The organism is Caulobacter sp. AVps18 (genome assembly GCF_058681425.1).
In genome coordinates this window covers 2,690,016-2,712,361 of the sequence record NZ_CM178737.1, presented here as the reverse complement: position 1 = coordinate 2,712,361, position 22,346 = coordinate 2,690,016, and the positions used below count along the sequence as shown (strand labels likewise).

Genomic DNA, 22,346 nt, shown 5'->3' with positions numbered 1-22,346 from the left:
CCACGCCAAACCAGAACTTAAAGTGAACATCAAGGCTTGAATACCTCGCTGATCGAGCGGAAGCTTGCACCACAACCCGCCCTTCCTGGAGACTGCCATGACCATTCAAGACATCGCCGCCGACCTCGTCGCCCTGTGCAAGGCCGGCAATTTCGATGAACCCGGCGAGAAATACTGGGCCGACGACGTGGTCAGCCTGGAAGCCATGCCCGGCGACATGGCCCGCATCGAAGGCAAGGCCGGCGTGCGCGGCAAGGGCGAATGGTGGGCCGCCAACCACGAGGTCCACGGCTTCGAGGTCACCGGCCCCTATATCAACGGCGACCAGTTCGCTGTCGGCTTCAAGATGGATGTCACGCAAAAGGCCACAGGCGAGCGCATCACCATGGACGAGGTGGCGCTCTACACCGTGCTCGACGGCAAGATCGTCGAAGAGAAGTTCTTCTACTGATCCGGCGCATCGTTCCTGGAGTCTTACCGCTCCAGGAACGCCTCGAAGCCGCCGAAGATCATGCGCTTGCCGTCGAAGGGCAGGTTGGCCATGTCCCACTTCATGCGCTCGTCGGCCATGACCTTGGCATTGATAGTGTCGCGGGCCGCGCGGCTCTCATAGGTGATCCAGGAAAAGACCACGACTTCGTCATCGGTCGCCTGGACGGCGCGGGGAAATGAAGTGAGCTCGCCATAGGGCACGTCGTCGCCGAAGCATTCGACATAGGACAGGGTGCCGTGCTCCATCCAGACCTTGGCACCCAGTTGGGCCATATCCTTGTAGGCCTCGATGTTGGCCTTGGGGACCGCGAGTACGAAACCATCGACATAGGCCATGGGTGCCATCCCTGTCGTTGCTGGGAGCCCCAGGACGCGTGGACGGGTCCTGCTCTGACAGAGGGTCGTGAAGTTCAGGCGGAAAAGCAACGCCGAAACCGGCCCCAGTCAGGACCTCGGCATGGCGGGGTCTCACCCAACCGCACTGACAGATCAGGCCGCTGGAGAGCCAAGAGCGCGTTCCGAAAAGTGGGAACCGGTTTTCGGAATGAAACGCGTGTGAAAACAAACGACTAGAGCGGGTTGCAATCTGATTCCATCAGATCGCAACCCGCTCTAGTTGGCCGGACCGGGCCGGAAGGCGAGATAGCCGCGCTCGATCATCCGCCGCATGCCCTCATAGGCGCCGGCCAGTTCGTCATAGCAGGCGCGCAGATGGGCCAGTTTGGCGACGTGCTCCGGCGTCAAGGTATGAGCATGCTCGGTGATCGCCACAGCAGCGGCGACCCAGGCGACCCGCGCGGCGGCGGCGGCCACGGCCATATGCTGAAAGTGCGCGGCGTCGACATGACCCAGGGCCTGGCTGATGATCGCCTTGTTCGAGGCGAAGGTCATGTAGTCGATCTGTTCAAGATAGCCGCGCATCCGACGCTGCAAGGCTGGATCGCCGTCTTCAGGTTCAAAATGGTCCTGCCCACGACGACGGAAACTGGACGTAACGGTCGACATAGCATCCTCTTTCCAGACTAAATGCTCGAATGAGCACCAGACAAGATTGGAGCTTGCGCCTCACATCTTAAGAGTAAATTTCATAAATCGGCCGCGTCGAAATGTCGCCAGAACAAGTGACGGCGCTCGCGAAGCAGCCGAAGCGAAAAAATCATAATGAATTCGATATTGACTCTAAAGGCAACCCGACCCCGCAATGGGCAAATCGCCTCTAGACTTTCCGGAGTGACACATCCGGACACAGCCGAGAGCGTCGCAGGCCAGGCCGCCACCCTTCCGGTTTCGAAAGAGCGGCGGCCGTGCTGATCGCCTATTCGGTCTTCAGATAGATCTCAGAGCCCTGCTCGCGGAACTTCTCGCTCATTTCCGCCATGCCCAGAGCTGCGGCTTCGTTCGGGGCCTGAGCGGCGGCGAACTCCCGCACCTCGTGGCTGATCTTCATCGAGCAGAACTTGGGCCCGCACATCGAGCAGAAGTGCGCGGTCTTGTGCGCCTCCTTGGGCAGGGTCTCGTCGTGGAACTTGCGGGCGGTTTCCGGGTCGAGCGCCAGGTTGAACTGGTCTTCCCAGCGGAACTCGAACCGCGAGCGGCTGATGGCGTCGTCCCACATGGCCGCGCCGGGGTGTCCCTTGGCCAGATCCGCCGCATGGGCGGCCAGCTTGTAGGTGATGACGCCGGTCTTGACGTCGTCACGGTCGGGCAGGCCCAGGTGCTCCTTGGGCGTGACGTAGCAGAGCATCGCCGTGCCGAACCAGCCGATCATCGCCGCGCCGATCGCCGAGGTGATGTGGTCGTAGCCAGGGGCGATGTCCGTGGTCAACGGGCCCAAGGTGTAGAAGGGGGCCTCGTGGCAGTGCTTGAGCTGCTCATCCATATTGGCCTTGATCTTGTGCATGGCCACGTGGCCCGGCCCTTCGATCATCACCTGGACGCCCTTGCTCCAGGCCACCTTGGTCAGCTCGCCCAGGGTGCGCAGCTCCGAAAACTGGGCCTCATCATTGGCGTCGGCGGTCGAGCCGGGACGCAAGCCATCGCCCAGCGAGAACGAGACGTCATAGGCGCGCATGATCTCACAGATCTCGTCAAAGCGCTCGTAGAGGAAGTTCTCCTTGTGGTGCGCCAGGCACCACTTGGCCATGATCGAGCCGCCGCGTGACACGATGCCGGTGACGCGCTTGGCGGTCATCGGAATGAACGGCAGGCGCACGCCGGCGTGGATGGTGAAATAGTCCACGCCCTGCTCGGCCTGCTCGATCAGGGTGTCGCGGAAGACCTCCCAGTTCAGGTCCTCGGCCACGCCGTTGACCTTCTCCAGCGCCTGATAGATCGGCACGGTGCCGATCGGAACGCTGCTGTTGCGGATGATCCAGTCGCGGATGTTGTGGATGTTGCGGCCGGTCGACAGGTCCATGACCGTGTCGGCGCCCCAGCGGGTGGCCCAGACCAGCTTGTCGACCTCGTCGGCGACGGTGCTGAGCACGGCCGAATTGCCGATATTGGCGTTGATCTTCACCAGGAAGTTGCGGCCGATGGCCATCGGCTCCAGTTCGCCGTGGTTGATGTTGGCCGGGATGATGGCGCGGCCGCGGGCCACTTCCTGGCGCACGAACTCGGGCGTCACGAAGTCGGGGATCGAGGCGCCGAAATCGTCGCCGTCGCGCACGCACGGGGCGTTCTGCTCGCGGCGCAGGTTCTCGCGGATGGCCACATATTCCATCTCGGCGGTGATCTTGCCGGCGTTGGCATATTCGTACTGGGTGATCAGGTGGCCCGGCTTGCCGCGATAGATGGTGCGGCCCACGGCGGGGAACTGCGGGGCCAGGTGCTTGCCCTGGGCAAAGCCGTTGTCCTCGGGCTTCACCTCGCGGGGCGTCTCAACCACCTCGACATCGCCGCGCGCCACGACGAAGGCTTCGCGCGAACGCTCCAGGCCCTTCTCGATGTCGATGGTCGCGGTGGGGTCGGTATAGGGACCCGACGGGTCATAGATCGTCACCGGCGGCTCGTTGGCCGACGGGTGGACGGCCACCTCGCGGAACGGCACGCGCAGGTCGGGGAATAGCTCGCCGGCCTGATAGACCTTGCGCGAGCCGGGGATCGGGCCGGTCGAGATGGTCTCGGCGACAGCCTTGATGGTGGTCTGGACGTTCATATCGGGCGCTCCTCAAGCGTTAAGGAGACCCGGACAAGCGTGCTAAGTCGGTCTGACGAACGGCAAAATCGGCCCGCTCGCGTTCCCTCCCTTCGCCGGCATGACCCGGATCAGGTTCGACGGGTCAGGGCAAACGCCCAATCTCAGCCGCGCAAGCGACCCCCCGGTGAACAGGGGGGACACTAGGCGTACTGACGTATGGGTCAAGCGGTTGCTAAAGCCGCGACGCCCGGAACGTATCGCACAGCGCCGGATCGCCGCGTTCGTAACCGCGCATGAACCAGCGCATCCGTTGCTGGCTGGTGCCGTGGGTGAAGCTGTCAGGCACCACCTGGCCCTGGCTGCGCGACTGGATGGTGTCGTCGCCCACAGCAGAGGCCGCGCCCAGGCCGTCCTCGATATCGGCGGGATTGATCACGATCTGGCCGCCTGAGGCTTCGCCGGCCCGCGACGCCCAGACCCCGGCATAGCAGTCGGCCTGCAGTTCCAGGCGCACCGAGCCGCTTTCAGCGCCCTTGGCCCCCATGCGGCGCGCCTTGTCCGATGCGCCCAGCAGGGTTTGAACGTGATGGCCGATCTCGTGGCTGATCACATAGGCCCGGGCGAACTCGCCCTTGGCCCCGAACTTGGTCTCAAGCTCGTTCCAGAAGGTCAGGTCCAGATAGACCTTCTGGTCGGCCGGACAATAGAACGGCCCCATGGCCGACTGGCCGGTTCCGCAGCCGGTGGGCGTAGCGTCGTCATACAGAACCACCGCCTGGGGCGGGGTGTAGCGTGAACCCGCGGCCGCGAAGATCGGCCCCCAGACCTGCTGGTTTGAGGTCTCGATGGCGTCGACGAACTGGCCGTTCTCGTCCTTCACCTGCCCGCGCGCGCCTTCCTGCTGGGCCTGGCCCTGCCCCTGAAGCTGCTGGGCGGCGTCGAGGGTGGTCTGTGGGTCGATGCCGAACACGAAATAGCCCACGGCCGCCAGGACCAGCGCCCCGATCCCGCCGCCGGCCACGCCGACCGGCCCCAGGCCACGGCGATCTTCGATATTGCCCGAGCGGCGCGCGCCTCTCCATTCCATGCCGTGACCCCTGCCCCGTTGTCGCTATTGCTCGCTGGCTGGAACCACGGCCCGAATCCGTGCGTTGCCGCGCGCCAGGGCATCCTGCGTCAGGCGCTCCATCCGGTCCATCTGCGCCGTGAAACTGGCCGCCGCCGCGTCAGGCTGGATAACGGTTGGGGGGCGCAGCGCCAGGAGGTCGGAGCCAGGCGGCGACTGGCGCACGCTGTCGAGTTCGCGCAGGGTCAGGGCCGTGCTGGCCTGATCCTGGCGCGCGGCGATCTCGCGCTGACTGGCCAGCAAGTCCTGCCGCGCCGACTGGGCCTCATGGGCGGCGGCGTTCTGGACGCGCAGGTCACGCAGCGAAGTCTGGGCCAGGGTGGGGCCAGCCACGAGCGCAACCGCAAACGCTGCACCGGCAACGGCAATCCGGGATTTCAAGGCCATGATATGCTCCGGTCGGGCCCGGCGCGCGTCTTGCGCTCAGGGTCGCTTGACGCTGAAACGCGCCAGTTCTTTTTTCGGCGCCTCCCAGTCCGGATTCAGTTCGGCCGCCTTGACATAGTCGCGATAGGCCGACTTGAGATCGCCCAGCCCTTCATTGGCCATGGCCCGGTTAAACCACGCCTTTTCGGGATCCTTGACGCCCAGGGCCAGGCCCTTGTCGATCTCGGTCAGGCCCTCGGTGTAGCGCTCTTCGCCAACATAGGCAGCGCCACGATTGACCCAGGCCTCGCCCAACTCAGGGTCGATCCTGGCCGCTGCGTCAAAATCGGCCCGCGCGGTCGGGAAGTCCCGGCGGCGCATCTGCAGCACCCCGCGATTGACATAGGTGCGGGCCCGATCGCGGAAATTCAGGGTCTCGGTCTCCAGCGCCGTGGTGCAGGTCAACACCGATTTCTGGTCATTGCGGCCCTGAATAGCGGCCAGCGAACAATCCTTGGCCGCGCCGCCGCCAAGGACCAGGGTCGAGGCCCCGGCGGTATCGGCGGTGAACACCGCAGCCGCCAGGGCTGCGACGGCCAAGAGGCTCGAATGTCTCATAGTGTCCTCCCATGCTTGCCGGTCCTTCTGACGAAGGTCCGGCCCGGGACGGAACCCCGGGTCGGCCCCGCGGGCCGTGCTTGATGACGCCCTCAGCATAACACATTTCGCGCTCTGGCTCAGAGCCAAGCCGCAAGTGTCTGAAACCCAAAGATTGCACAATTTTAAGCTGTGCCACCTGGAGCAATACACTAACTTCATCATCACCTTTCCGCTTCCAGACTTGGCCCTTCCGATGCACAGCCTGATCCTCGTCGCCGCCCTGATGTTGCAGCAGGTGCCCGCAGCCACGGTTGAGGTCGACTCGGTCACGGTCGAGGCCGCCGCAAAGCCGCCCCAGCCGCCGGGTCCAATCGCCGACAAGGCCATCGAAGATCAGCTGAACGCCCTGCTGGAGACCGATCCGGGCCGGCTGATATGCCTGACCAAGGCCCCAACCGGCACCCGGATCGCCAAGCCGCTCTGCCAGACCCTGCGCGGCTGGTACGATTTCGAAGCGGCGCGGGACACTGCCTCCATGCGCGGCGGGGCCGGCGGTATCCAGGCGCCGCCCTATGAGCTGGTGGAGCTGATCAAGTCGCGCATGCGCGATCCCACCACCCGCGCCATGGCCGAGGCCCGCGCCGGTGCCCGTCTTGAGGCCGAGGCGCAGGCCCGGGCCAATGAGCCCTAGACGCGGCCGTATTCGTCAGGCCTGGGAACGTGCTAACGGGGCGGCACGCCTTGTCAGGGATCGTTCCATGCACCTCGCCCGCTTTCCCCGCGCCCGCTTCGCCCACCTGCCCACGCCCCTAGAGCCCCTGCCCCGTCTGGGCGCGGAATTGGGAATAGACCTGTGGATCAAGCGCGACGACTGCACCGGCCTGGCCGGCGGCGGCAACAAGACCCGCAAGCTGGAATTCCTGCTGGGTGAGGCCCTGGCCCAGGGCGCAGACACGCTCGTGACCCAGGGTGCCGTCCAGTCCAACCACGTCCGTCAGACCATCGCCGCCGGCGTGCGGTTCGGGCTGGCCTCCGAGATCATCCTGGAAGAGCGCACAGGGTCGCAGGCCCATGACTATGTCGGATCGGGCAATGTGCTGCTGGACCGTCTGATGGGCGCGGCGATCCGCTTCGTGCCCGGCGGAACCGACATGGTCGCCGAGCTGGAAGCCTCGGCCGAGGCCGTGCGCCGGCGCGGTGGCAAGCCCTATGTCATTCCCGGCGGCGGCTCCAACACCGTCGGCGCCCTGGGCTATGTGGACTGCGCCCGCGAATTGATCGTCCAGGCCGACGAACGCGACTTGCGCATCGACCGTCTGGTCACGGCCACCGGCAGCGCCGGCACCCATGCCGGTCTGGTCGCCGGCTTTGCGGCTCTGTCGGTCGACGTGCCGATCCTGGGTTTTGGCGTGCGCGCCCCAAAGGCCAGGCAGGAAGAGAACGTCTTCAACCTGGCCGTCGCCACCGCCGAGACCATCGGCGCAGCCGGCCGGGTGACGCGCGAGATGGTGGTCGCCGACTGCGACTATGTGGGCGAAGGCTATGGCCTGATCGACCAGGGCGTGATCGATGCCCTGACCCTGGCGGCCCGCCTTGAGGGCCTGCTGCTGGACCCCGTCTATTCGGGCAAGGCGATGAAGGGTCTTCTTGACCAGGCCCGCAAGGGCGCGTTCAAGGGCGAGCGCGTGGTGTTCCTGCACACCGGCGGTGCCCAGGGCCTGTTCGGCTATCACACCCAGCTTGAGCCGGCGCTGACTTAGCGCGCGTTCCGAAAAGTGGGAACCGGTTTTCGGAATGAAACGCGCGTGAAAACAAAAGACTAGAGCCGGTTGCGATCTGATTCGCATCAGATCGCAACCGGCTCTAGCGCGTCCCGAACGTCCGGTCGCCGGCATCGCCCAGACCCGGCACGATATAGCCGTGATCGTTCAGCTGCGCGTCGATGGCGGCCGTCCAGATCGGTACGTCGGGATGGGCTGCGCGCAGGTTGTCGACCCCGACCTGGGCGGCCAGCAGACAGACGAAACGCAGGTCGGTGACGCCCGCCGCCTTCAGCCGCGTGACGGCGGCGATGGCCGAGTGGCCGGTGGCCAGCATGGGATCGACCACGATGACGAGACGCCCGGCGATGTCCTGGGGCGCCTTGAAGTAGTATTCCACCGCCTCGAGCGACTCCGGATCGCGGTACAGCCCCACATGCGCCACGCGGGCAGAGGGCACCAGGTCCAGCATGCCGTCGGCCATGCCCAGGCCCGCCCGCAGGATGGGGGCGAAGACCAGCTTCTTGCCGGCGATCTCCCTGGCCGTGGTCGGAGCGACCGGGGTCTCGATCTGGACCTCTTCCATCGGCAGGTCGCGGGTCACCTCGTAGCAGATCAGGGTCGCCGTCTCGCGCATCAGGGCACGGAAGGTCTTGGTCGAGGTGGTCCTGTCGCGCATCTTGGTCAGCTTGTGCTGCACAAGCGGGTGACTAATGACGGTGACGTTGGACATGGTAAGACCCTGCTAGAAGCGGCTATCCGCTCCTAGCAGGCCGGCCTGGCTCAGGCCAGTTGATCGCCGATGGGCAAGCTGCGGATCCGCTTACCTGTGGCGGCGAAGATGGCGTTGCACAGGGCGGCGGGCGTCGGCGGATAGGCCGGCTCGCCCAGGCCCGTGGGCCGGTTGTCGCTGATCTTGAAATGCACTTCGACCGGCGGCGCGTCGGCCATGCGCAGCAGCGGGTGGTCAGCAAAGCCGCTCTGAACGGTCGCACCGTTCTCGAAGGTGATCTGCTGGTACAGGGTGGAGCTGATCGCATCCAGGATCGAGCCCTGCACCTGCTGCTCGGCGCCCTTGGGGTTGATGATCTGCGAGCCGACATCCGCAGCGGCCCAGACCTTGTGGATCTTCAGCTCGCCCTTCCTGACCGACACCTCCATGACCACGGCCACATAGCCCAGGTGGCTATAGTGACAGGCCACACCCAGGCCGGTCCCCTTCGGAACCTTGCGGCCCCAGCCAGACTTTTCAGCGACCAGATCCAGCACACCGCGCATGCGGCCAGTGTGGAAGCTGTCGCCCTGGCTCGAGTCGCGCAACAGGCGCGGCTCGCCCAGAAGCTTTCGACGGAAGGCGACAGGGTCCTGCCCGGCGGCCACGGCCACCTCGTCGGTGAAGCTCTGGATCACGAAGCCAAAGGCGTTGTTTCCCGGAGCCCGCAGCGGGCCGGTCGGCGCGCCCAGCGGCATCACCGAGACATCGACCTTGTAGTTATCCACGGCCCAGCACGGGAACTGGGTGGCGTTCATGCCGGCGCTGGAGGCGAACTGCTCGCCCTCGCCGAAGCTCACAAAGTGATCGCGCCAGGCGGTCAGGCCTCCCTGCGCGTCCAGCCCGGCGGTGAAGTTGTGCCAGGCGCCGGGCCGGTAAAAGTCGTGCTGGACGTCGTCCTCGCGCGTCCACAGCAGTTGCACCGGCGCGCCGACCTTCTGGGAGAGGAAAGCCGCCTCGACCATGTAGTCGTTGATCAGACGCCGACCAAAGCCGCCGCCACAGCGCACCAGATGGATGGTCACCGCCTCGGGCGGCACGTTCAGGGTCTTGGCCACCAGCGCGCGGCCAGGCTCAGGGTTCTGGGTCGGGGCCCAGATCTCGACCTTGCCGTCCTTGACGCTGGCCGTGCAGTTCTGGGGCTCCAGATTGGCATGAGCGATAAAGGGATAGGCATAGGCCGCGCTGACGACCTTGGCCGCTGCCTTCAGCGCCGCATCCACGTCGCCGTCGGCGCGCAGTGTCCGATGCGGCGGGGCCTTGGCCAGCTCTGCGGCCTTGGCGGCAAAGCCCGCGCTGCTCTGGGCTGCGGTCGGGTGCTCGGCCCATTTGATGTCCAGCGCCATGCGAGCCTTGCGCGCGGCCCACCAGCTGTCGGCGACTACCGCGACGCCGGGTAGCAGGCCGTTCAGCGCTGTGCCCCCCTCGACCACGAAGGCGTCCTTGACGCCCGCCACGGCCTTGGCCGGTGCCAGGTCGACACTGGCGACCTTGGCGCCGAAGGTCGGGGCCTTGGCGAAGGTCGCGTACAGCATGCCCGGCACGCGCACGTCGATACCGTATAGCGGCTGGCCGGTGGTGATGGCTTCGAGATCACGGCTCTTGTGGCTCTGACCAATGATCCGGAAGGTCTTGGGGTCTTTCAGAGTCAGGGTCTTGGCATCAGGCGGCGTCAGGGCAGCGGCCTCCTGGGCCAGCTCGCCATAGCCGAGACGTCGGCCGCTGGCCGCGTGGATCACGACGCCCGGCTCGGTGGCGCAGCTGTCGGCAGCGACGCCCCAGCGCGTGGCGGCCGCCGCGATCAGCAGGGCCCGGCCCGTCGCGCCCACCCGGCGCAGGCCGTCATATTCCAGCGTGGTGGCCATGCTGCCGCCGGCCACCTGACGGCCGAACACCTTGGTGTCGGCAATGGCCTGCTCGACGCTGACGGCCGACCAGTCGACGTCCAGTTCCTCAGCGATCAGCATCGGCAGCGAGGTCTTGATGCCCTGCCCCACCTCGGGAACCTTGGAGACGATGGTCACCGCCCCATCGGGCGCGATGCGGACATAGGCGCTCAGCTTGCCATCGCCGGCGGCCTGGCTTTCGCCGGACAGGCTGAACGACAGCATCAAACCGCCACCGACGGCGGCGCCGGTCTGCAGGAACAGGCGACGGGTGGGGTCGCGAAGGATTTCGCCGTCCATGCTCAAGCCTCCTGGCCGGAGGCGGCCTTGATGGCCGCCCGGATGCGAATATAGGTGGCGCAGCGGCACAGATTGCCGTTCATCGCCGCGTCAATATCGGCGTCGGTCGGCTTGGGCTTTGCCGCCAGCAGGGCGCTGGCCGACATGATCTGGCCGGCCTGGCAGTAGCCGCACTGGGGCACGTCGATGGCCTTCCAGGCCTCCTGAACCCGGGCGCCGACGGCGGTCTGGCCCACGCCCTCGATGGTGGTCACCGCCTTGGCACCCACCCGCTGCACCGGCGTGATGCAGGCCCGCACCGGGACGCCGTCCAGATGCACCGTGCAGGCCCCGCACTGGGCCGCGCCACAGCCGAACTTGGTCCCGACCAGTCCCAGGGCCTCACGAAGCACCCACAGAAGAGGCGTGTCGCCCGCGACATCGGCCGAGCGGGTTTCTCCATTGATGGTCAGCGTAAACGCCATACCCGACTCCTGCCTTCGAGGTTGCGGGGCGATCATGCCTCAGCCGAGCGCTACAGACGAGGGGGCAGCATGGATTGCGTAACCCGCCCTGTGGGGCACAGAACTCAGCAAGGACTGCGATACAGACCGATGGCGGATGAAGACTTGGGATGACGAATCGATGTTCTTCCGATTCCCGGAGCGGTGGCATCCGCCGGAAACGGAAAAGCGAACGCGAGCCAAGGCTCAAAACGACGCATGACGCCCATGCGGTCTCGACGACTCGCCTGCTCAAGGGCGTTATAGGGGCCATCGGTCCGATCTCGTGATTGGCCCTGCACTAAGGTGCGTACGGAGTCTGGCGTCGAGACCCATCCGGGACGGAACGGCAAGGCGGATACAACTCGGATTTTGGAACGCGTGACCGACAAGCCGGCAAAGCAGGATGGAGCAAAGCGTCGCCAGGTCGCCGCCCTGCCTTGGCGTGGCCAAGGCGAAGCCCTGCAGATCCTGGTCGTGTCCTCGCGCGAGACCAAGCGCTGGGTGATCCCGAAGGGTTGGCCGATGAAGGATCGCACCGACCCCGCCGCCGCCGCCCAGGAAGCCTATGAAGAAGCCGGTCTCGACGGCGTGGTCGCCGACCAGGCGGCCGGCGAGTACGAGTATCTCAAGCGTTTGAAGAGCGGCGCGGCGCGACTGGTCAAGGTCGACGTCTATCCGCTGGAAGTCACCGGCGAGCATGCGACCTGGCCGGAAAAGGGCCAGCGCGTGCTGCAGTGGATGAGCCCTGTCGAGGCGGCCCTGGCGGTGCAGGAGCCGCAGCTTCGCGACCTGATCGCCCGGTTCGCCGGGGTTGAACTGCCGGAAGAGGAGCGCCCGGCCCCGGCCCGCGCTCCCACCCCCGTCAAGGTGGCGTTCGAGCGCCTGCGCCGACGGGTCACCACCTTCTGGGGTCGCGCCCGAAGATAGTCACAGCCTGTGGACAAGCGGTCGCGCGGCGCATAATGTTCCCATTATGTTCCAACGAGGCGCATCATGCAGCTGTCCCTTGGCCTTTCCCGTTCTCCGCTCGAAGCCGTGCGTGATCGCCTGCTGGCCGAGTTTGGTCCCCAGCGTCCGGTGGCGCGGATGGATCCGGTCTCGCAACTGGTGAAGTCGTCGATCAGCGGCCGCACGCCCGACGCAGTGTCGTGGGCCGCCTTCCTGCGCCTGCGGGCTGCGTTCACGTGCTGGGAAGACCTGGCCCGCGCCGACGAAGGGGTGGTCCTGGACCTCCTTGGCGACGTTACCCATGCCCGCGACAAGGCCCGTCGCCTGCCCATGGCCCTGCGGATGATCGAGGCCCGGATCGGCTGGCTGTCGCTAAGCCACCTGCGCGGCCTGTCGGTGGACGCCGCCCGCCACGAGCTTCAGAGCCTGCCGGGCGTCGGGGTCAAGGTCGCCGCCTGCGTGCTCAACTTCAGCAGCCTGGCCATGCGGGCGATGGTGGTCGACACCAATGTGCATCGCGTCTCGCGGCGCATCGGCCTGGTGAGTTCGGGCGACGCCACCGCCGCCTATCACGCCCTGATGGCCCTGGTGCCGCAGACCTGGAGCGCCGACGACCTGTTCGAACTGCACTGGTTGATGAAGCGCGGGCTGGGTCAGATGCTGTGCCCGGAAGTGGCCCCGCGCTGCGGCGCCTGTCCGCTGAAGGACAGCTGCAGCCGGGTGGATGTGGGCCGCAATGCCGACGTCCTGGCGTGGAGGCCACGGCAGACCGCAGGCTAAATCACCCTTCGACGTGAACCCGTCGGAAGCGACCCTGCAGATAGACCAGCGGCTCGTGGTCAGGGTCGTAGCGCAGCTTGACCACGCGACCGACATAGACCCGGTGATCCCCGGCGTCGAAGACCTGGTGGGTCTCGCACTCGAAATTGGCCATGCAGCCGGGCAGGACCGGCGTGCCGGTGCGCCAGGTCTCGACCTCGACGCCCTCGAAGCGGTCGCCGTCCTTGCGCGTGAACTGCTTGGCCAGGTCCTCGTGATCGGCATGCAGCACATTGACCGTGAAGACCCCCGCCGCATCCAGGGCCGCGAGGCTGGAAGAGGTCAGGGCCACGCAGACCAGGGCCAGCGGCGGATCCAGCGACACAGAGGTGAAGGAATTGGCGGTCAGCCCCACCTTGCGCCCGTCTGGCCCCGTGGTGGTGATCACCGTGACGCCGGTGGTGAAACACCCGAAAGCGTTGCGCAGGGCCCGGGCGTCGTGTTCCGCGCCCTCGCCCAGTTCGATGGTGACTGCCTGACTCATGGCTGACTTCTGCGATGAAGCGCCGGCCGGGGCAAGCCTTAGACGCCTGGGTTCTCGATCAACACGCCGGGCTGGGCGGGATCCAGGCCAAAGGTGATAGGCAGATGGCGCACATGCGGGGTTTGAAGGTTCAGGGCCTTGGCGCCGCGGGCCACGGCCAGCTTGGTCAGGGCCGCCGGGCCAAACCCGTTCTGGATTCGCGGCCGGACGCCCAGTCGCCGCCGCAGCACGCCGTTGGCATAGATCACATTGGCCCGCATCAGGGCCGGCGGGGTCATGAACTCGATGGACAGCGACACATTCAGCATCGGGCCGTTCTCGATCCGGTGCGGAGCGTTCTGCCTCCAGGTGGCCATCACGCCGGGGGTCAGATCATAGACCTGCGCGCCCTGGTCCCAGGCGGGATCGAAGGCGAACTGCTCGGCGGTCTCGCGCAGCACGATCTTCTCCAGCGCCAGTTCGCCCACATAGGGATCGGAGACCGGATAGACCCAGACCGTCTTGCGCCCCCGGATCTGCCACAGCGACACCAGCGGCACGTCGAGGTGATAGAACACCTGGGCATTGGCCGAGCTGATCAGCATGCCAAGATCGCGCTTGAAGGTGCGCAGGCCCGGAGCCCGCGCCTCCTTCTCGGCGAAGATCTCGTCGGCCAGGGCGGCATATTCGGGCACGAAATCATTGGTGTGGCGCAGGTTCAGCCAGATGCGGCCGCTCTGGGCAGCCTCCAGCAGCTGGTCGCCGGTCAGGTTTCCGGCAGCGCCCTTGCGCCAGGTGGTCCAGGCCTTGGGGTCCTCGCCCATGGTGAAGACGCCCAGCTGGTCGCGAGGATACTGGTCGACCAGGCGCGCCAGCCCCTCGTCGTCGAACATCGGCCGCTCATGGAGGCTGTGGCGGAACGACAGGTTCTCGCGCCCGAAGGCCCTGGCCTTTTCCGGCGTCCAGTCGGTGATGATGCTCATGGGTTAAGTCCATAGAACTGGATCTTGAAGGGTCCCCACCACAGGGTCTTGCCCAGGCCCCGGGCGGCGCGGTCCAGCCAGTCAGCGCGGTCGCCGGCCCGCACCAGCCACTTCAGGCCGGCCACGGCGCCGAACACCGCCGCCTGGGCCAGCCCCACCGCCATCCAGCGTGCCACCCCGGCCCGGTCGGGCGGACTGGCGGCGGCGCAATGGGCCGAGGGCCCCTGGCCGTAGGCAAAGGCGCGGGCGATGGTGTAGTCCAGCGTCAGGCGGGAAGGCACGGGGTCTTCCCAGACCCAGGCCTGCGGCGCCCAGGCAAACCGCGCCCCGGCGGCCTGCATCTGGCCAAACAGCATGTCGTCCTCACCGCCGATCTGGTTGCGCTCGACCGCGAACGGCGAGACCGGATCGGGCAAGGCCGCGCGACGCAACAGGCTGTCGCCGCAGCCATAATAGTGGGCGATCACGCCCTCCTCTGCCGGTCCCAGCCTGGAAAAGAAGCGTTCCAGATAGGCGCGATGCTCGGCCACGTTATCGGGGGCCCTGGCACGCACGGGGCCGAAGACCACGTCAGCCTCATGCCGCGCCTGGGCCGCCAGCAGGGCCGCCAGCCAGCCGGTCGGCGCCTCTTCGTCATCGTCGAGAAAGGCGATGAAGTCGCCGCTGGCCCGGGCCATGCCGGCGTTGCGGGCATTGGCCACGCCAGCGCGGGGTTCGTGAACATAGATCAGCGGACAAGGCGCGCGCGTCGCCGCCGTCTCGATCATCTGGCGGGCCGAGTCGACCTGGTCGTTGTCGACCACGATCAGCTCCAGCTCGGCGAAGTCGACACCCTGCTGGGCCAGCACCGAGGCAACGGCCACCGACAGGCCGCCTGGCCGCCGCTGGGTAGGGATCATGATCGTGACGCGGGCCATCAGCCGTCCTCGCGAGCGCCCGCCCCGGCCCGGCGGCGCGACTGGCTGGCGACAGCATCGACCAGGCCGCGCATCCGCCCCCCGACGGTCAATTCGACGCTGGCAATGGTGTCCATGCGGCGACGCAGCTTGCCCACCATGCCAGAGCGCTGGGCGCCGGCCAGGGTCCAGGCGCCCTCGACCGAGCTGGCCACCAGCCCCGCGACGCCGGCCGCCGTCGCGACCCCGTCCAGGGCCGTAGTCTGGCTCAGCGCATAGGCGCGCTTGTAGTGATCATGGCTGGGACCCAGGTCGTAGCAGCTCAGCCCCAACCCCGGCATGGCCGCAATGGCCCGCAGGAAGAAGATCTGGCCCGGCGACCAGGCCCCGAAGGCCGGATCGGTCGAGGCGATCCACGGATGATAGACCCCGCCCAGCCGCACGCCGAAATGCCCCGCCACCAGCTGGTCGCCGGCATAGAGGCTGACCATCAGGCCCTGGAAATCGCCGCTCTGCCGGTTGAACAGGTCGGTCAGCAGACCGCTGGTCCAGTCGGGCCGCAGGAAGTCGTGCATGCCGGTGCGCTGCAATTGCTCGCGCTTCCAGGTGATCAGCTGGTCGAAGGCCTGACGCGATGTATCGGGTGCCACCAGCCGGACGGGGCCGATCTCGCGCTCCAGCTTGTTGTCCAGCCGGCGATAGTTCTTGATCTTCTTGGGGCTGGCGGCCCGCACAGCCTCCAGATAGGCCTCGGCCGGACCTTCCAGCGCGATGACATGCGCCGCCTTGGCCTCGCCCTGGCCGCCGAAAGCCCCGTGGGGGTCGACCAGGCCGGTATAGCGAAACGCGCTGATCCCGGCAGCCCGCAGCACCTGGGCGCCGTCCAGCGCCACGCCGGGTTTCGAGACGATGGCGTGATAGTCCGACAAGGGCGCGCCGATGGCGCGGGCCATGCCGCCGAACCTTTGATGGAACGGGAAAAAGCCGACGATCTCGCCTTCGCGACGGATCACCGCCACGCGAGCGTCTTCGCGCACGGCGCCCACGGCGCAGGCGAAGTCGGGACCCAGCAAGGGGCTCGCAAACGCCGGCTGCGCCGCTGCAAAGCCCCGCCAGAGGGCCGAGTCGGCGGCGCTCAGCGCCCCGGGGTGGGAAAGGTCCACATCGATCATGACCTCAACCGTAATCGACCGAGGTTATGAAACCGTGCAAACGATGTCGCTAGCCGGCGAAAGTGGCTTTCAGGATCGCCTCAAGCCCCGCCTGATCGGTCTGGTCGAAGGCCGCGGGCTGGTCAGAGTCGACATCGAACACCGCCAGCAGAGCGCCGCCGGCGTCGAACACCGGCACGACGATCTCGCTTGCCGAGCGGCTGTCGCAGGCGATATGGCCCGGAAAGGCGTGGACGTCGGCGACCAGTTGGGTCTGTCCCGTCGCCGCCGCCGCGCCGCAGACGCCGCGCCCAAAGGCGATCCGCAGGCAACCCAGCGTGCCCTGATAGGGCCCGACCACCAGTTCGCCGGGCCGGGTCGGATCGACCACATAGAAGCCGGTCCAGAAATAGTGGCCGAAGCTGCTCGCCAGCATCGAGGCCACCGTCGCCATCCGGGCGGTCAGGTTGGGCTCGCCGTCCAGCACCGAGGCAATCTCGGCAGCCACCTCGACATAGCGGGCAGACTTGTCGGCGGAGAGGGTGATGTCGTTGAACGCTTCGGCCATGATGCCGGGGATATAGCGCGTTGCGGGGCGATTGCGAGGGGGGCTGCCCAGATCCTCCCCTCTCGGGGGAGGTGGCGCGAAGCGCCGGAGGGGGCAGCGCGGCGAGGGCAGTGATGCCCCCTCAGTCCCTCCGGGACAGCTCCCCCAGAGGGGGAGCATCTGTTCTGCGACCACGAGCTCTCCGCCTCACGCGAACAGTCGCTGAGTTTCAGTGGGGAGGCGCGAAGCGGCCGGGGCGAACCCGGGGACCGTGATGTGAAGTGTGTGCGTTTCGGCTCGTCTCTTCCGCTTCGCAGAAGCTGTTCTGACCGTGAGGATGGCGAGCTCGCGAGCGCTGTTTCAGCTCTGGCCCCCAATTGTCCCCCGGACGGGCGCGCCCAACCCCTGCGGTGTGTCCGTGAGGGGTCCGACGGGTCGCGATAGACGGCTTTACGATCACCGCCCTGTCGTTCCGCGCTGTCTGACAAGCAAGACCTCCGGTGGCCCCGGATCAATCCAACGAACAGGCCACCCTCATCCTCGCTGCGTGACCGCGCGGCCCCGCTCAGCTTCATCCCCATCGCCGCTTCGGGCCGGTACCAAGCGCCCTCCCCCTGCGACGGGGACAGCTGTGATTATGGGGGTGGTTTTGAGCGCGTCTGATGGGCGCGCTCGTTCTTTTCGCAGGGCGTTGAGTTTATTGGGGTTTGTGGGCGATACGCCGGGGATGGAGCGGGCTCTACCCCCGTTCTCCAAGCCAAAAAAAGCTTGTCATCCCGGCCGGACGCCCGAAAGGGCGGGAGAGCCGGGACCCAGGGGCAGCCGGCAGTGAGGCGGCCCCTGGGTCCCGGCTCTCCGCTACGCTGCGGCCGGGATGACAAGCTTTTTTGGATCAGCTTACAATTGTTCCCGCCCGACCGGCCGGAGCCCTCCCCAAATCCCTCGGCGAGACGATCGCCGGACAGGACAGGTCTCTCAAGGACGACACTCACGCGTCGCCGCGACGCGGCTGGCCGCAGGCCAGTGTCGGCGGACTGGCCTGTCCTGTCCGGCACGCTGGCCTGCGTGAGATTTAAGGATCGGCGCGACGCGGGGCGTCTGGTTTGGGGAAAGACGCCAAGGCGTGATCGCGACCCTTGGGCAAAGTAGGGAGAGTCTGCTCTTGCGGCGTGGCGGTGCCGATTCACTTTAGCATCAGCGAGTCGGGGCCGGATACGAGCGTCCAGGTTTCTACGCCGAGCACATCAGACAGCACCGCCTGAACGGTTGCTTGGTTTAGTGACCGATCTTTAGGATATTGCACGTTGACGCCTGTGACGCCGCTTTGCCAAACAGCATTCGGTATGACTTCAGGCTGCCCGTGCCACCAGCGAGTGAAATAGAAGACCTGCCAGTCCCGACCGGGGAGCCGGAAACAGCCTTCCATGTTGTCCTGATCGTCCCCATAGACGCAATCAAACGACAGTTCTGCGATCATCGAATTTTTGCGGGGGACGCCCGCATTCAGACCCCTACTACAACGGCTTAACTTGTCGTGGCGATGGTCTGGAGTCCACCCCGAACCGTCCTGCCCGAGCTCCACACCGCCCCCCCCCTACTCCGCGTAAAGCCCCAGCGCGTCCAGGCACAGCTCAAGTCCCGTCAGGTCGCGCAGCACATCGTCGGTGACGATCACGAACAGGCGGCGGGCTTCGGCCCACAGCATGACGGTTTCGGGCAGGCCGAAGTCCTCGATCCGGCATCCGTCGCCGTCGCGCCAGACGCCGGCCTCGTCGCGCTGGGCGCCGAGGATGGCTTCGACGCGGTCGACATATTCGGCATGGATCTCGTCGGGCACGTTCAGATAGGCAAAGACCGGACGGCCCAGGCCCGCCAGCACGCCCGCCTCGAAGGCCGCGCCGGTATCGGCCGAGGGACCGCGCCACGGCGTCAGGTTGACGACACCGGCGTCGACCTGACGCAATCGCGCCATGCGGGCGGCGTAAAGCTCGCGGGCCTCGATCTCCGAGCTGTCCTGCGACATCGTCGGAACGGGATCGGGGGTCAGGCCGGTGAAGCCGGAGTCGATGCACAGGGCCCGCTGGCGCGCGGCCTGGGCGGCGAAGTCGGGGAGCCAGGGTTCGGGACCGGCCAGCCATATGGAACGCACGGGACGCATGGGATCTTAGGTCTGGGTCCGCGCCCCGTCTGTCAATCACTGTAAGAGACAACATGCCGCAAATCTCCCGCAGAGCCCTTCTGGCGACGCCGCTGCTGCTGGCGGCGGGCCCGGCCCTGGCCGCCCCGGCCTCAGCCTGGCTGGCCTATGAGCGGCGGCTGCGCGCGGGCCTGGCCAATGCGCCGGGCGGCCGGTTTGACGAAGGCTTTGAAGAGACCCTGCAAGAGCAGAACAACGCCCTGCGCGAGAACCGGGGCCTGCCGGCGCTGATCTTCGATCCGGGACTGGCCCTTGCCGCCCGGGCCCACGCGGCGGATATGGCGGTCAGCGGCCTGATCGACCACGCCACGCCCGAGGGCTTCATGGCCGCAGCCCGGGTGGGCCTCTTGGCCCGCGACCTGGTGGGGGCGGCCGGCGAGAACATCGCCATGCGCCGCAACGCCGCCGGGGCGGTCAGTCCCGATCAGATCATGGGCCAGTGGCGCGCCAGCCCCGGCCATCGCGCCAACCTGCTGGCGCCCGGCTTCACCCATGTGGGCTATGGCGTGCTGCGTCAGGGGCCGCGCGTGCTGGCGGTGGGGGCCTATGCGGAGGTGGCCGCCCGGCTGAAGGGACCCGCGCCCCTGCGGGTGCGCTCGGCTGACGAGATCGCCCTGGCCCTGTCGAAGGCCACCCCGGTGATCTCGCAGTTCTCGGTGTCGGAGCCCGGCGGCGAGGTACTGACCACACCCTATGTCGAGGGCCGCCCGGAGACGGCCCTGCCGCCCGGTGCCTGGCAGTTGCGCCCGCACCTGTCGTCAGGCCAGCATCGCTATCAGGTGGCCTGGGGGCCGGTGTTCGTGCTGGGCTGAGCCTTCAGGCACGAAAAAGGGCCGCCCCGAAGGACGGCCCCTGTTCAGTTCAACCCTGCCCGAAGGATCAGGCGCCGGTCTTGATCTGCTCGCGGGCCTGGGCCAGCAGTTCGTCCATTTTCATGCGAACCTCGCCCTCGGAGACGGCCACGCCCGAACCTTTCAGGTCGCCGAACACCTTGCGCAGCACGTCGTCGTCGCCAGGCTGCTCGAAGTCGGACTTGACCACGGCGCGGGCATAGTCCTCGACCGTCGCCAGGCCCATCAGGCCGGCGGCCCATTCGCCCAGCAGGCGGTTGCGGCGGGCGGTGGCCTTGAACTCAAGCTCGTTATCCAGAACGAACTTGCGTTCGAAACCCTGCTCGCGATCGTCGAAGGTGGTCATGAAGGCCCCAAACTCGTCTGCGCCCGCCTGTCGCAGCGAAAGTCGTTCGCAACGGACAAACAGGCTCTATTCTCAAACATTTACAACGCGACAACCCCTCAAACGGCCAGGCCGGTTGCGCGGTTGCGCTCTCAAGGCGGCTGCATATCCCGTGACGCGCCGGCCTGCAATCGGCGGATCGGCAGCAGGCGGCGGTTTTGCATGTTCCGATCGCTACGGAACCCGACCCCGCGTTTGCGCGCAAGCCCTCATTCGGGTAGGTTCCATGCGACATTTTCAACGAGCGGCCTTGAGTCGAACGCCGCGCGCAGCTATCCGGCCGCGCGCGCTTTTCGTTTCCCCGGACAGTCCCTCTTCGGGCGGGCCCGGATCCGGGGTCGCGCTTGGCATCCATGAAGGGCCTCGACGAGAGCCATGACCACTCGCCGCAAGAAGATCTACGAAGGCAAGGCCAAGATCCTGTACGAGGGCCCCGAGCCGGGCACCCTGATCCAGTACTTCAAGGACGACGCCACCGCTTTCAATGCCCAGAAGAAGGCCGTTCTCGAAGGCAAGGGCGTGATCAACAACCGGATCAGCGAGTACGTCATGACTCGCCTGAACGGGATCGGCGTGCAGAACCACTTCATCCGCCGCCTGAACCTGCGCGAGCAGCTGATCAAGGAAGTCGAGATCATCCCGCTCGAAGTGGTGGTGCGCAACATCGCCGCCGGTTCGATCGCCACGCGCCTGGGCCTGACCGAAGGCCAGCCCCTGCCCCGCTCGATCATCGAGTTCTACTACAAGGACGACAAGCTGGGCGACCCGATGGTCTCCGAAGAGCACATCACCGCGTTCAACTGGGCCGCCACCCAGGAGATCGACGACATGATGGCCACGGCCCTGCGGGTGAACGACTATCTGTCGGGCCTGTTCAGCGGCGTGGGCATCACCCTGGTGGACTTCAAGATCGAGTTTGGCCGCATCTATGAGGGTGACTTCTCGCGGGTCATCCTGGCCGACGAGATCAGCCCCGACAGCTGCCGCCTGTGGGACTCGATCACCAACGAGAAGATGGACAAGGACCGCTTCCGGCGCGACCTGGGCAATGTCATCGAAAGCTATACCGAGGTGGCCCGCCGCCTCGGCATCATGAAGGAAATGCCCACCGTCATTCAGGGCGGCGTGCACTAGCTGATCGAACCTTCTCCCATAGGGAGAAGGAGGGGCCCACGCCTTTGGCGTGGGAGGATGAGGGGTTAAACCCTGTCCGGCTGGCCCCGAAACCCCTCACCCTCCCATGCTGCGCATGGGTCCCTCCCTCTCCCTTTGGGAGAGGGTGAAAAAGGTTTGAAGCGCTATGAAAGCCAAGGTTCAAGTGTTCCTCAAGCCCGGCGTCCTCGACGTGCAGGGCAAGGCCGTCGAAGCCGCGCTGCACGGCCTGGGCTGGGCCGATGTCGCCAATGTCCGCGTGGGCCGGACCATCGAGTTCGACGTGACTGACGGCGACGCCGAGAAGGCCAAGGCCGAGGTCAAGTCGATGTGCGACAAGCTGCTGGCCAACACAGTCATCGAAAGCTACGCGATCAGCGTCGACTAAACCCACCGGCGGCCTCAGGCGGCGAAACTGCCCCTGAGGGTCGCCAGGCTGGTCTCTCGGATCGGATCCAGGTCGAGGTCCGGATCGACCAGCTTCTGGGTGCTCAGCCCCAGAAGCAGCGCGCCGACCATGAGCGCCGCCGCATCGGCATTGAAGCCCGGGCGGATCACGCCCTCGGCCTGGCCACGCAGGAACAGGGCTTCCAGCTTCAGCTCGACCTCCTTGTGGGCCGCCGCAAACGGGCCCCGCAGGTCCGAGACCTCGGCCACGGCCCCGGCCATCATCATGAAATAGGCCCGCATCTCGCCGTCCTCGGCCAGATTGCGCAGATAGATGTCGACGAACCCCAGGATCGCTTCCAGGCCGTTGGCGGTCTCGACCTGCCGGTCGTCGAGCAGATGCTGCAGACGGGCCTGCAGTCGGCCGATCAGGGCCTCGATCAGCCCCTGCTTGGAGCCGAATTTCTGGGTTGCCAGCCCCCGGCTGTAGCCCGCCCTCGCCCCGATATTCTCGAAGGTCGCCGCCGCCATGCCGCGCTCGACGATCAGTTCGGCGGCCGCCCGCAACAGTTCGCTCTCGGACTGCTGGCGACGGTCGGACTGGCTGCGGCGGCCTGAAACCTTAAGGGCGGATGTCATCT

The 22,346-nt window shown here is 66.6% G+C and carries 26 protein-coding genes, 1 pseudogene and 1 riboswitch; of the genes and pseudogenes, 8 read left to right on the top strand and 19 right to left on the bottom strand.

The window, feature by feature from the left end; all coding sequences use genetic code 11:
* Window positions 1-97 precede the first annotated feature (97 nt).
* Window positions 98-451, top strand: a complete 354-nt coding sequence (locus ACW179_RS12295; RefSeq protein WP_492059795.1) for a SnoaL-like domain-containing protein — start codon at window positions 98-100, stop codon at window positions 449-451.
* Window positions 452-474: 23 nt separating this feature from the next.
* On the opposite strand, the gene ACW179_RS12290 is transcribed toward ACW179_RS12295, so the two are convergent.
* The 6 genes from ACW179_RS12290 to ACW179_RS12265 form a co-directional block, all read right to left on the bottom strand.
* Window positions 475-828: a DUF1428 domain-containing protein gene (locus tag ACW179_RS12290; RefSeq protein ID WP_492059794.1), complete on the bottom strand. Its 354-nt coding sequence runs from the start codon at window positions 826-828 to the stop codon at window positions 475-477.
* Window positions 829-1,104: 276 nt separating this feature from the next.
* Window positions 1,105-1,497 (bottom strand): hypothetical protein, encoded by a 393-nt coding sequence (locus ACW179_RS12285; RefSeq protein WP_492059793.1) that lies wholly within the window; start codon window positions 1,495-1,497, stop codon window positions 1,105-1,107.
* Between the two features lie 310 nt (window positions 1,498-1,807).
* Window positions 1,808-3,649: a phosphomethylpyrimidine synthase ThiC gene (gene thiC, locus ACW179_RS12280; RefSeq protein WP_492059792.1), complete on the bottom strand. Its 1,842-nt coding sequence runs from the start codon at window positions 3,647-3,649 to the stop codon at window positions 1,808-1,810.
* A 70-nt stretch (window positions 3,650-3,719) separates the two neighbouring features.
* Window positions 3,720-3,825: riboswitch (TPP riboswitch) on the bottom strand.
* 38 nt (window positions 3,826-3,863) lie between these two features.
* A complete protein-coding gene (ypfJ, locus tag ACW179_RS12275; protein WP_492059791.1) occupies window positions 3,864-4,718 on the bottom strand; it encodes a KPN_02809 family neutral zinc metallopeptidase in 855 nt (284 codons plus the stop codon).
* Window positions 4,719-4,742: 24 nt separating this feature from the next.
* Window positions 4,743-5,144: a hypothetical protein gene (locus ACW179_RS12270; RefSeq protein WP_492059790.1), complete on the bottom strand. Its 402-nt coding sequence runs from the start codon at window positions 5,142-5,144 to the stop codon at window positions 4,743-4,745.
* 36 nt (window positions 5,145-5,180) lie between these two features.
* The gene (locus ACW179_RS12265) at window positions 5,181-5,741 is read right to left on the bottom strand and encodes a tetratricopeptide repeat protein (RefSeq protein WP_492059789.1); all 561 of its coding nucleotides are present in this window, start codon (window positions 5,739-5,741) and stop codon (window positions 5,181-5,183) included.
* A gap of 154 nt (window positions 5,742-5,895) precedes the next feature.
* On the opposite strand from ACW179_RS12265, the gene ACW179_RS12260 reads away from it, so the two are divergent.
* Both ACW179_RS12260 and cuyA read left to right on the top strand, forming a co-directional pair.
* On the top strand, window positions 5,896-6,414 hold the full coding sequence (locus ACW179_RS12260) for a hypothetical protein (RefSeq protein ID WP_492059788.1): 519 nt from the start codon (window positions 5,896-5,898) through the stop codon (window positions 6,412-6,414).
* A 67-nt stretch (window positions 6,415-6,481) separates the two neighbouring features.
* A complete protein-coding gene (cuyA, locus tag ACW179_RS12255) occupies window positions 6,482-7,483 on the top strand; it encodes a D-cysteate sulfo-lyase (RefSeq protein WP_492059787.1) in 1,002 nt (333 codons plus the stop codon).
* Window positions 7,484-7,586: 103 nt separating this feature from the next.
* Here cuyA and upp read toward each other — a convergent pair whose 3' ends face one another.
* The 3 genes from upp to ACW179_RS12240 are packed head-to-tail and all read right to left on the bottom strand — an operon-like array spanning window position 7,587 to window position 10,905.
* Window positions 7,587-8,216: a uracil phosphoribosyltransferase gene (gene upp / locus ACW179_RS12250; protein WP_492059786.1), complete on the bottom strand. Its 630-nt coding sequence runs from the start codon at window positions 8,214-8,216 to the stop codon at window positions 7,587-7,589.
* Window positions 8,217-8,266: 50 nt separating this feature from the next.
* Window positions 8,267-10,441: a xanthine dehydrogenase family protein molybdopterin-binding subunit gene (locus tag ACW179_RS12245; protein WP_492059785.1), complete on the bottom strand. Its 2,175-nt coding sequence runs from the start codon at window positions 10,439-10,441 to the stop codon at window positions 8,267-8,269.
* Between the two features lie 2 nt (window positions 10,442-10,443).
* The gene (locus ACW179_RS12240; RefSeq protein WP_492059784.1) at window positions 10,444-10,905 is read right to left on the bottom strand and encodes a (2Fe-2S)-binding protein; all 462 of its coding nucleotides are present in this window, start codon (window positions 10,903-10,905) and stop codon (window positions 10,444-10,446) included.
* Window positions 10,906-11,304: 399 nt separating this feature from the next.
* On the opposite strand from ACW179_RS12240, the gene ACW179_RS12235 reads away from it, so the two are divergent.
* On the top strand, window positions 11,305-11,853 hold the full coding sequence (locus ACW179_RS12235; RefSeq protein ID WP_492059783.1) for an NUDIX hydrolase: 549 nt from the start codon (window positions 11,305-11,307) through the stop codon (window positions 11,851-11,853).
* Between the two features lie 66 nt (window positions 11,854-11,919).
* Entirely contained in the window at window positions 11,920-12,654 is a 735-nt protein-coding gene (locus ACW179_RS12230) for an endonuclease III domain-containing protein (RefSeq protein ID WP_492059782.1), read from the top strand.
* A 1-nt stretch (window position 12,655) separates the two neighbouring features.
* On the opposite strand, the gene ACW179_RS12225 is transcribed toward ACW179_RS12230, so the two are convergent.
* The 8 genes and pseudogenes from ACW179_RS12225 to ACW179_RS12190 form a co-directional block, all read right to left on the bottom strand.
* Entirely contained in the window at window positions 12,656-13,177 is a 522-nt protein-coding gene (locus tag ACW179_RS12225) for a flavin reductase family protein (RefSeq protein WP_492059781.1), read from the bottom strand.
* 38 nt (window positions 13,178-13,215) lie between these two features.
* The gene (locus ACW179_RS12220; protein ID WP_492059780.1) at window positions 13,216-14,139 is read right to left on the bottom strand and encodes a hypothetical protein; all 924 of its coding nucleotides are present in this window, start codon (window positions 14,137-14,139) and stop codon (window positions 13,216-13,218) included.
* Window positions 14,136-15,056: a glycosyltransferase family 2 protein gene (locus tag ACW179_RS12215; protein ID WP_492059779.1), complete on the bottom strand. Its 921-nt coding sequence runs from the start codon at window positions 15,054-15,056 to the stop codon at window positions 14,136-14,138. Before ACW179_RS12215 ends, ACW179_RS12220 begins: the two co-directional genes overlap by 4 nt.
* Entirely contained in the window at window positions 15,056-16,207 is a 1,152-nt protein-coding gene (locus ACW179_RS12210; protein WP_492059778.1) for a GNAT family N-acetyltransferase, read from the bottom strand. Before ACW179_RS12210 ends, ACW179_RS12215 begins: the two co-directional genes overlap by 1 nt.
* A gap of 49 nt (window positions 16,208-16,256) precedes the next feature.
* Window positions 16,257-16,754: a GAF domain-containing protein gene (locus tag ACW179_RS12205; protein ID WP_492059777.1), complete on the bottom strand. Its 498-nt coding sequence runs from the start codon at window positions 16,752-16,754 to the stop codon at window positions 16,257-16,259.
* Window positions 16,755-17,504: 750 nt separating this feature from the next.
* Window positions 17,505-17,622: pseudogene (locus tag ACW179_RS12200) on the bottom strand (hypothetical protein); the annotation flags it as partial.
* 294 nt (window positions 17,623-17,916) lie between these two features.
* Window positions 17,917-18,210, bottom strand: a complete 294-nt coding sequence (locus ACW179_RS12195; RefSeq protein WP_492059776.1) for a hypothetical protein — start codon at window positions 18,208-18,210, stop codon at window positions 17,917-17,919.
* 117 nt (window positions 18,211-18,327) lie between these two features.
* Window positions 18,328-18,891 carry a nucleoside 2-deoxyribosyltransferase gene (locus ACW179_RS12190; RefSeq protein WP_492059775.1) on the bottom strand — a complete coding sequence of 188 codons (564 nt, stop codon included), beginning with the start codon at window positions 18,889-18,891 and terminating at the stop codon, window positions 18,328-18,330.
* A 53-nt stretch (window positions 18,892-18,944) separates the two neighbouring features.
* On the opposite strand from ACW179_RS12190, the gene ACW179_RS12185 reads away from it, so the two are divergent.
* Window positions 18,945-19,742: a CAP domain-containing protein gene (locus ACW179_RS12185; protein ID WP_492059774.1), complete on the top strand. Its 798-nt coding sequence runs from the start codon at window positions 18,945-18,947 to the stop codon at window positions 19,740-19,742.
* A 67-nt stretch (window positions 19,743-19,809) separates the two neighbouring features.
* On the opposite strand, the gene ACW179_RS12180 is transcribed toward ACW179_RS12185, so the two are convergent.
* Entirely contained in the window at window positions 19,810-20,127 is a 318-nt protein-coding gene (locus ACW179_RS12180; protein WP_492059773.1) for a DUF1476 domain-containing protein, read from the bottom strand.
* Window positions 20,128-20,541: 414 nt separating this feature from the next.
* On the opposite strand from ACW179_RS12180, the gene purC reads away from it, so the two are divergent.
* Together purC and purS are read left to right on the top strand one after the other, a co-directional pair.
* A complete protein-coding gene (gene purC / locus ACW179_RS12175; protein WP_492059772.1) occupies window positions 20,542-21,300 on the top strand; it encodes a phosphoribosylaminoimidazolesuccinocarboxamide synthase in 759 nt (252 codons plus the stop codon).
* 166 nt (window positions 21,301-21,466) lie between these two features.
* Window positions 21,467-21,706, top strand: a complete 240-nt coding sequence (gene purS, locus ACW179_RS12170) for a phosphoribosylformylglycinamidine synthase subunit PurS (protein ID WP_492059771.1) — start codon at window positions 21,467-21,469, stop codon at window positions 21,704-21,706.
* A gap of 14 nt (window positions 21,707-21,720) precedes the next feature.
* On the opposite strand, the gene ACW179_RS12165 is transcribed toward purS, so the two are convergent.
* On the bottom strand, window positions 21,721-22,344 hold the full coding sequence (locus ACW179_RS12165) for a TetR/AcrR family transcriptional regulator (RefSeq protein WP_492059770.1): 624 nt from the start codon (window positions 22,342-22,344) through the stop codon (window positions 21,721-21,723).
* Window positions 22,345-22,346: the final 2 nt, after the last annotated feature.

What these genes read in the sequence shown, in the direction of transcription:
- ACW179_RS12295 (WP_492059795.1), top strand. Translation starts at nt 98, where the DNA reads ATGACCATTCAAGACATCGCCGCCGACCTCGTCGCCCTGTGCAAGGCC.
- ACW179_RS12290 (WP_492059794.1), bottom strand. Translation starts at nt 828, where the DNA reads ATGGCCTATGTCGATGGTTTCGTACTCGCGGTCCCCAAGGCCAACATC.
- ACW179_RS12285 (WP_492059793.1), bottom strand. Translation starts at nt 1,497, where the DNA reads ATGTCGACCGTTACGTCCAGTTTCCGTCGTCGTGGGCAGGACCATTTT.
- thiC (WP_492059792.1), bottom strand. Translation starts at nt 3,649, where the DNA reads ATGAACGTCCAGACCACCATCAAGGCTGTCGCCGAGACCATCTCGACC.
- ypfJ (WP_492059791.1), bottom strand. Translation starts at nt 4,718, where the DNA reads ATGGAATGGAGAGGCGCGCGCCGCTCGGGCAATATCGAAGATCGCCGT.
- ACW179_RS12270 (WP_492059790.1), bottom strand. Translation starts at nt 5,144, where the DNA reads ATGGCCTTGAAATCCCGGATTGCCGTTGCCGGTGCAGCGTTTGCGGTT.
- ACW179_RS12265 (WP_492059789.1), bottom strand. Translation starts at nt 5,741, where the DNA reads ATGAGACATTCGAGCCTCTTGGCCGTCGCAGCCCTGGCGGCTGCGGTG.
- cuyA (WP_492059787.1), top strand. Translation starts at nt 6,482, where the DNA reads ATGCACCTCGCCCGCTTTCCCCGCGCCCGCTTCGCCCACCTGCCCACG.
- upp (WP_492059786.1), bottom strand. Translation starts at nt 8,216, where the DNA reads ATGTCCAACGTCACCGTCATTAGTCACCCGCTTGTGCAGCACAAGCTG.
- ACW179_RS12245 (WP_492059785.1), bottom strand. Translation starts at nt 10,441, where the DNA reads ATGGACGGCGAAATCCTTCGCGACCCCACCCGTCGCCTGTTCCTGCAG.
- ACW179_RS12240 (WP_492059784.1), bottom strand. Translation starts at nt 10,905, where the DNA reads ATGGCGTTTACGCTGACCATCAATGGAGAAACCCGCTCGGCCGATGTC.
- ACW179_RS12230 (WP_492059782.1), top strand. Translation starts at nt 11,920, where the DNA reads ATGCAGCTGTCCCTTGGCCTTTCCCGTTCTCCGCTCGAAGCCGTGCGT.
- ACW179_RS12225 (WP_492059781.1), bottom strand. Translation starts at nt 13,177, where the DNA reads ATGAGTCAGGCAGTCACCATCGAACTGGGCGAGGGCGCGGAACACGAC.
- ACW179_RS12220 (WP_492059780.1), bottom strand. Translation starts at nt 14,139, where the DNA reads ATGAGCATCATCACCGACTGGACGCCGGAAAAGGCCAGGGCCTTCGGG.
- ACW179_RS12215 (WP_492059779.1), bottom strand. Translation starts at nt 15,056, where the DNA reads ATGGCCCGCGTCACGATCATGATCCCTACCCAGCGGCGGCCAGGCGGC.
- ACW179_RS12210 (WP_492059778.1), bottom strand. Translation starts at nt 16,207, where the DNA reads ATGATCGATGTGGACCTTTCCCACCCCGGGGCGCTGAGCGCCGCCGAC.
- ACW179_RS12205 (WP_492059777.1), bottom strand. Translation starts at nt 16,754, where the DNA reads ATGGCCGAAGCGTTCAACGACATCACCCTCTCCGCCGACAAGTCTGCC.
- ACW179_RS12195 (WP_492059776.1), bottom strand. Translation starts at nt 18,210, where the DNA reads ATGATCGCAGAACTGTCGTTTGATTGCGTCTATGGGGACGATCAGGAC.
- ACW179_RS12190 (WP_492059775.1), bottom strand. Translation starts at nt 18,891, where the DNA reads ATGCGTCCCGTGCGTTCCATATGGCTGGCCGGTCCCGAACCCTGGCTC.
- ACW179_RS12185 (WP_492059774.1), top strand. Translation starts at nt 18,945, where the DNA reads ATGCCGCAAATCTCCCGCAGAGCCCTTCTGGCGACGCCGCTGCTGCTG.
- ACW179_RS12180 (WP_492059773.1), bottom strand. Translation starts at nt 20,127, where the DNA reads ATGACCACCTTCGACGATCGCGAGCAGGGTTTCGAACGCAAGTTCGTT.
- purC (WP_492059772.1), top strand. Translation starts at nt 20,542, where the DNA reads ATGACCACTCGCCGCAAGAAGATCTACGAAGGCAAGGCCAAGATCCTG.
- purS (WP_492059771.1), top strand. Translation starts at nt 21,467, where the DNA reads ATGAAAGCCAAGGTTCAAGTGTTCCTCAAGCCCGGCGTCCTCGACGTG.
- ACW179_RS12165 (WP_492059770.1), bottom strand. Translation starts at nt 22,344, where the DNA reads ATGACATCCGCCCTTAAGGTTTCAGGCCGCCGCAGCCAGTCCGACCGT.